The 7,756-nt window shown below is 68.1% G+C and carries 1 protein-coding gene; it reads right to left on the reverse strand.

What is annotated here, in order from left to right:
• Positions 1-7,756: amino acid adenylation domain-containing protein (locus ACLEJU_RS28510; RefSeq protein ID WP_440776773.1), on the reverse strand; the 7,756-nt coding region annotated here is incomplete at both ends.

Raw genomic sequence — 7,756 nt, forward strand, 5'->3', positions numbered from 1 at the left:
CGCCTCGGCCATCGCCTCCAGCACCTGGTTCATCTGCCCGCAGATACGCGCCGCACCGACCTCGCCAGGTGTCATGGCGACCAGGCGGAAACCTTCGCCCGTGTCATCCACGTTCAGGCCCAGCGGATAGTTGCTACGCTCCTGGCTGGCCAGGTTGTCGATCCCCTCGGTCGCCTGCTTGTGGCGGGCCGTGGCCACCGTGCTGTGGCGGTAGTTGAGCATGGCACTGAACAGCGGCAACGGCGCAGCCACGCCGCTGCAACGCTGGGCCAATGCCAGCGAGGCGTGTTCGTGGGCCAGCAATGCGCTGAGGCGCTGGTGCGCGGCATGGGCGCCGTCACGCAGGCTGATGCCAGCCAGATCGATACGCAATGGCAAGGTGTTGATGAACATGCCCAGTGCCCGCTCGGCACCCTCGCCGCCTTGCAGGCGGCCCAGCAGCACGGTACCGAACACCACGCGGTCCTTGCCGCTGGCCGCACCCAACAAGCGCGCCCAGGCCAAATGGAACAGGCTGGCAACGCTGATCCCCAACTGCCGCCCCTGCTGACGCAGGCGCTGGGCCAGGTCGGCGTCCAGCCACAGCTGAGCCTCCTCGATATCACGGCCATCACCCTGCACATCACTCAGCCCGAACGGCAGGGTCGGTTCGTCGATATCGGCCAGTTGCGTACGGAAGAACGCCTCGTGCTCGGCCTGGCTGATGCCCAGCCGGGCCTGCGCCACATAGTTGCGGTAAGGCACCGGTACATGGATGGGCTCGCCGCCTTGCAGGAAACCGATCAACTCCTCGCCGACCACCTCCATGGCCGTGTGGTCGAGGACGATGTGGTGGAACTGCAAGGTGGCTTCGATGCCTGCAGCCGTCTCGCGATAGTGCAAACGGATCAGCGGCGCCTGAGCCAGTTCAAGCCAGGCATTGCCGGTTTCACCCTCGAATACGCCGAGCGGTGCCCGGCGCCACACCACCTGAACCGGCTGCGGCAGGCCTTCCCAGTGCACCGCCGTGCGCAATACGTCGTGCCGGGCGATGACCTTGTCCAGCGCGGCAGCGAAGTCGTCGAAATGCGCGCGGCTGGCGAAGGCGAAGCGCGACTGCAGCACATAGGGGTCATGCCCGACGGCGCTGACGTGGTGATAGAGAATGCCCTCTTGCAACGGCGCCAGTGGGTAGATGTCCTGCACATTGGCAGCCCCACCCGGCACCTGGGCGACGATACGGTCGATGGCCGCCTGCTCCAGCGCCACCATCGGCAGCATCGCCGGGGTGAGGTGCTGGCAGTTGGCCGGGATCAGGTTGTCCGGCACTTGCACCTGCTGCGCCTGGCCCAGGGTGGCAGCCAGCGCGGCAACGGTCGGCTGGCCGAACAGCGTCCGCACATCAACCTGCAGGCCTTGCTGGCGCAGGCGTGCCGTCAGGTTCACCGCCAGCAGCGAATGGCCGCCCAGTTCGAAGAAGTTATCATGGCGCCCCACCCGCTCGACGTTGAGCATCTGTGCCCACACCTGCGCCAGGGCGGCTTCCACCGGACCTTGCGGCGCCACGTAGGCCTGGCCGGCAAGCAGCGCCGGGTCCGGGTCTGGCAGAGCCTTGCGATCGAGCTTGCCATGGCTGGTCAGCGGCAAGGCCTCCAGGCGAGTGAACGCCAGTGGCAGCAGATGCGCCGGCAGGCTGGCTTGCAGCGCCTCGCGCAAGGCCCCCACCGCCACCGGCGCGGCCTCAGTGAACCAAGCCAGCAGGCGCTCGTTGCGGACCAGTACCACGGCATCGGCGACCCCCGGCTGCGCTGCCAGCAGCGCCTCGATCTCGCCCAGTTCGACACGTACACCGCGGATCTTCACCTGGTCATCATTACGGCCCAGGTAGTCGAGGGTGCCATCGGCGTTCCAGCGCACCAGGTCACCGCTGCGGTACATACGGCCGCCCGGGAGCTCGCTGAACGGATCGGCCAGGAAGCGCTCCTCGGTCAACTGCGGACGGTTCAGGTAGCCACGGGCGACACCCGCGCCGCCAATGTACAGCTCGCCAACGGCCCCCACCGGCACGGGCTGGCGGCGCTCGTCGAGCACATAGGCACGGGTGTTGCCGATCGGCATGCCGATATGCAGTACGCCACCCGCTTGCAGCAGCCCGGAGGTGGCGACCACGGTGGCCTCGGTCGGGCCGTAGTTGTTGACCAGGGCAAAGCCCGGGTCGCGCTCGAACTGGCGCAGGCGGTCACCGCCGACCAGCAAGGTGCGCAAGGTCGGGTGCTGGCGCTCGCGGCGCAGCGCCTGTTCCGCGACCGGTGTCGGCAGGAAGCTGACCTGCAGCGGTTGCTCCAGCCACCAGTCGAGCAGTTCATCGACATGCTCGCCGGCAATGCGCGCCGGCGGCAGGTGCAGCACGGCCCCGGCGCATAACGCCGGCCACACTTCCCAGGCCACGGCATCGAAGCCGAAACCGGCCACGCTGCTGGAGTGGCTGCCGGCGCCAAGGGCAAAGGCGTCGCAGTGCCAGTGCACCAGGTTGGCCAGGGCGGCGTGCTCGACCATCACCCCCTTCGGCTGGCCGGTGGAGCCGGAGGTGTAGATCACATAGGCCAGCTGCTGCGCATCCAGGCCAGCAATACGTGGATTGCTGTCTGCCTGGGCCTGCCAGCCATCGCCATGCAGTTCGACACACGGGGTATCGCCGACCAAGACTTGAGTGCCAGCGTCGGTCAGCACCAGCGCCGGTGCGCTGTCCTGCAGCAGATAGGCGATGCGCTCGGCCGGGTACGCAGGGTCTACCGGCACATAGGCGGCGCCGGCCTTGAGCACGGCCAGCAGTGCGACCAGGCGCTCGAGGCTGCGCGGCAGGCACACGGCAACCCGGTCGCCGACCTGCACGCCACGGGCGATCAGGTGATGGGCCAGGCGGTTGGCACTGCGGTTGAGTTCGCCGTAACTCAGTACCTGGCCGTCCTGTACCAACGCGGCGGCCTGGGGTGACTGCGCAGCCTGGGCCTCGACCAAAGCATGCACCGTCTGCCCTTGCGGGTAATGCCGGGTGGTGGCATTGAACGTTTGCAGCACCTGTTGGCGGGCCGGCAGGTCGAGAATCGACAACGCGTCCACCGGGGTGTCGCCGCCCTGATCCAGCGCCTGACTCAACTGTGCCAATGCCTGCGCCATCCACAGCGCAACACGTTCGGCGCCGATCCCCTGCTGGGCCAGGACACTGAGGGTGAAGCCTTCGCCCAGGTCATCGACGCTGAGGGTCAGCGGGTAGTTGCTGCGCTCCTCGCCGCCCAGCAGGCGCACACCCTGCACGCTGGCATCGTCGGCGGCCGGGCCGCCAGCGCTGCTGTGGCGATAGTTGAACAAGGCGCTGAACAATGGGACTGCTGCGGCCACGCCACTGCAGCGCTGGGCCAGCGCCAGCGAAGCGTGCTCGTGGCCCAGCAGCGCCGACAGGCGCTGGTGGGTGGCACGCACGGCCTGCTGCACCGGTACGCTCAGGTCAATGCGCAGCGGCAAGGTGTTGATGAACACGCCCAGTGCGCGATCGGCACCCTCACCGCCTTGCAGGCGGCCCATCAGCACGGTGCCGAACACCACGTCGGTGCGGTTGGCCAGCACCCCCAGTACCCGCGCCCAGGCCAGGTGAGCCAGGCTCGCGGCGCTCACCCCCAAGCGCCGGGCCTGCTCGCGCAGCTGGCGGGCCAGCGCGGCCTCGACCGGCAGGCGCGCCTCGATGATGGCTTGGCCATCGCCTTGCACATCGGCCAGCCCAAACGGCAAGGTCGGCTCGTCGAGGTCGCCGAGCATGTCGCGGAAGAACGCCTCATGAGCGGCAGTGTCGGCCCCCAGGCGGGCCTGCGCGACGTAGGTGCGATACGGCACCGGCGCCGTCAGCTGGCTGGCCTGGCCCGCGAGCAGCTGGCGCATCTCTGCGGCGATCACCTCCATCGCGGTATGGTCGAGGGCCAGGTGGTGGAACTGCAGGATGGCCACCACGCGCTGGTTGGCCGGGTCGTCGGCATACAGCAGGCGCATCAACGGTGCCTGGGACAGGTCCAGCCGATGCAGTCGCGCATCGAAACGCGCCTGCAAGGCATCGATGACCGAGGCCCCTTGCAGGTCGTCGACCGCCGTCACTGCCATGCGTGCTTCACGCCAGACCACCTGTACCGGCTGTTCCAGCCCTTCGGTCAGCACGGCCGTGCGCAGGATGTCGTGGCGGTCGATGACCTGCTGCAAGGCAGCGGCCCAAGCCTGCAGGTGGGCGAGGCTGTCGAAGGCCAACCGCGACTGCAGCAGGTAGGGGTCGCCCTGCCCGGCACTCAGGTGGTGATAGAGAATGCCCTCCTGCAACGGCGCCAGTGGGTAGATTTCCTGCACGTTGGCAGCGCCACCCTGCACCTGCGCGACGATACGGTCGATGGCGCCCTGATCCAGCTCGATCAGGCTGAGCATGGCCGGGGTGATTTGCCGTGCATCCTGTGGCACACGGTTATCCGGCACCTGCACTTCACGGCCGCTGCCCACTGCTGCGGCCAGGGCCGCCAGGGTTGGCTGGGCGAACAGCACGCGCACATCGGCACTCAGGCCGGCCTTGCGCATGCGCTCGATCAAGGTCACCGCCAGCAGCGAATGGCCACCCAGCTCGAAGAAATGGTCATGGCGGCCCACCTGCGCGACCTTGAGCACGTCCGCCCAGATCGCCGCCAAGGTGGTTTCCACCGCGCCCTGTGGCGCTTCGAAGGCACGGCTGAGCACGGCGTCGCTGCCCGGCTGCGGCAGGGCGCGGCGGTCGAGCTTGCCGTTGGCGGTCAACGGCAGGCTCTCCAGCACCACGTAGGCTGCCGGCAGCATGTAGTCGGGCAACTGGCCTTGCAGCCGGGCATGCAGCTTGGCAACCGCCGGGGCACCAGCGCTGGCGGTGAAGTAGGCCACCAGGCGCTTGTCGCCCGGCACGTCCTCGCGCAGCACCACGGCAACCTCGCGGATGCCGGTGCACTCCGCCAGGCGCGCCTCGATCTCGCCCAACTCGATGCGGAAGCCACGCAGCTTGATCTGCTGGTCGGCGCGGCCCAGGTAGCGCAAGGTACCGTCGGCCTGCCAGCTGACCAGGTCGCCGCTGCGGTACATGCGCGCGCCCGGCTGCAGGCTGAACGGGTCGTCGAGGAAGCGCTCGGCGGTCAGTTGCGGCTGGCCGAGGTAGCCCAGGGCGACACCATCGCCACCGATGTACAGCTCGCCGACCGCCCCGACCGGCAGCGGCTGCCGCCGGGCATCGAGCACGTAGCAGCGGCTGTTGCCGATGGGCTTGCCGATCGGAATGCTGCCCTCGCCCACCTCGCGGATTTCGTGGGTGGTGCTGAAGGTGGTGGCCTCGGTCGGGCCATAACCATTGAGCAGGTGCTTCGGCGCACCGTCACGCAATACCCGGGCGATCACGGCCGGGTCCAGCACATCACCGCCGACCATCAGGTAGCGCAGCCTGGCCAGCGCCGGCAGCAAGTCATCGGCAAACTGCTGGAACAACCCGGCCGTTAGCCACAACACACTCACGTCCTGCTGCAGCAAGGTATCCCTCAGGGCCTGGCGTGACAGCACCTGGTGCTGATCGATGACCACCAGGGTGCCGCCGTTGAGCAGTGGCGCCCAGACTTCCAGGGTACTGGCGTCGAACGCTGGGTTGGAGGCGAATGCCACCCGGTCCTGGCTGCTGAATTCGGCGAAGCCGTTGTTGACCACCAGGCGCACGATGGCCCGGTGAGGCACCTGCACACCTTTCGGGGTGCCGGTGGAGCCAGAGGTGTACATGATGTAGGCCGCGCTTTCGGCGCTTACCGCCACGCCTGGCGAATGCGCCGGGCAACGCTCCAGCGCCAGCTGATCGAGTTCGACCCGCAGGGCTTGGCCAACCTGATGTTCGCCGCTGTAGGTCAGCAGCACGCGGGCCTGGCTGTCGGCGATCATGAATGCCTGGCGTTCGGCCGGGGCATTGCTGTCCAGCGGCACGTACACCGCCGCGCACTTGCTCGCCGCCAGTTGTGCCGCCAGCAGGTCGAAGCTGCGCGGCAGCAGCAAGGCAACGCGCTCACCCGGCTGCACGCCCAGCGCCAGCAGGTGATGTGCCAGGCGGTTGGCGTGCTGGTCAAGTTGTGCGTAGCTGTACTGCCGTTCACCGTGCACCACGGCCACCGCCGCCGGGCACAGTGCAGCATGGGCACCAAACAGCGTGTGGACGGCATGCTCGCGTGGGTAATCGCGGCGGCTGGCGTTGAAGCCATGCACTACCAGCTCGCGCTCGGCAGGTGCCAGGCAGGTGAGCTGTTGCAGCGGCGTGCCAGGGGCGTGCTGCAGGGCTTGGGCCAGCTGCTCCAGGGCCGTGGCCAGCAGCCGGCAGACCTGCGCCCCGTCCACGCTCTCCAGCGCCTGCACGGTGAGCACGAAGGCATCGCCGACATCGTCGACATTGACCACCAGCGGGTAGTGGCTGCGCTCATGGGCGGCCAGTTGCTCGATGCCCTGCCAGGCCTCGCTCAGCTCGGCCTTGGCCGGTGCACTGTGACGGAAATTGAGCAGGCTGGTGAACAGTGCCTGCCCGGCCGGCACCGCACTGCAACGCTGAACCTCGGCGAGCGACGCCTGCTCATGGGCAAGCAGGCGGGCCAGGCGTTGGTGGGTCAGGCGCACAGCATCGCTGACCGCCGCCGTGCCAACACTGACGCGCAGCGGCAAGGTGTTGATGAACATGCCCAGCGCCCGCTCGGCACCTTCGCCACCTTGCAGGCGGCCCAGCAGCACGGTGCCGAACACCACCTCCTCACGCCCGGACAGCTGCGCCAGCACCAGGCCCCAGGCCTGGTGTACCAGGCTGGCAACGCTGATCCCCAGCTGCCGGGCCTGCTCACGCAGGCGTTGGCCCAGGCCGGCATCCAGTGCCTGGCGGCTGTCGAGCACACGGCTGCCGTCGCTGTGTGCATCGCGCAGGCCGAACACCTCGGTGGGTTCGTCGATATCGCCCAGCAGCTCGCGGAACATCGCCTCTGCTACTTGGCCGGTGTTGCCCAGGCGTGACTGGGCCACATAGTTGCGGTAGGGCACGCTGGCGTGCGAGAGCGGCTGGCCCTGCAGCACGGCGGTGATTTCTGCGACCAGCTGCTCGACGGCAGCGTGGTCGAGGATGATGTGGTGGATCATCAGTGTTGCTTCGACACGCTCGTCGGTTTCGCTGCGCAGCAGGCGAATCAGCGGCGCCTGGTTCAGGTCGATACCGGTGCTGCCTGCCTCGCGGCCAAGCTTTGCCTCTCGCCACACCACTTGCACCGGCTCTTCAAGGTGCTGCCAGTGGATGCTGGTACGCAGGATGTCGTGGCGAGCAATGACCTGATCCAGGGCAGCGGCGAACGCGTCGAGCGTGGCCGGGTCGGGGAAGGAGAAGCGCGCCTGCAGCACGTAGGGGTCGGCGCCTTCGCTGGCCAGGTGGTGGTAGAGGATGCCTTGCTGCAGCGGGGCCAGGCCGTAGATGTCCTGGACATTGGCGACGCCGCCCGGGATCTGTGCAGTCAAGCTGTCGATGGACGGTTGTGACAGGCTTGCCAGTGGCAGCATGTCCGGGGTGATACGGGTGCACGCTTGGGCAATGCGGTTGCCCGGCACCTGCACGGCGTTTGCAGTGCCCACCGCCGCCGCCAGTGCAGCCAGGGTCGGCTGGCCGAACAGCACGCGGATATCGGCATGCAGGCCTTGCTGGCGCAGGCGCGAGGTCAGGCTCACGGCT

It is taken from the genome of Pseudomonas sp. SMN11 (assembly GCF_052041945.1).
Lineage (GTDB): Bacteria > Pseudomonadota > Gammaproteobacteria > Pseudomonadales > Pseudomonadaceae > Aquipseudomonas.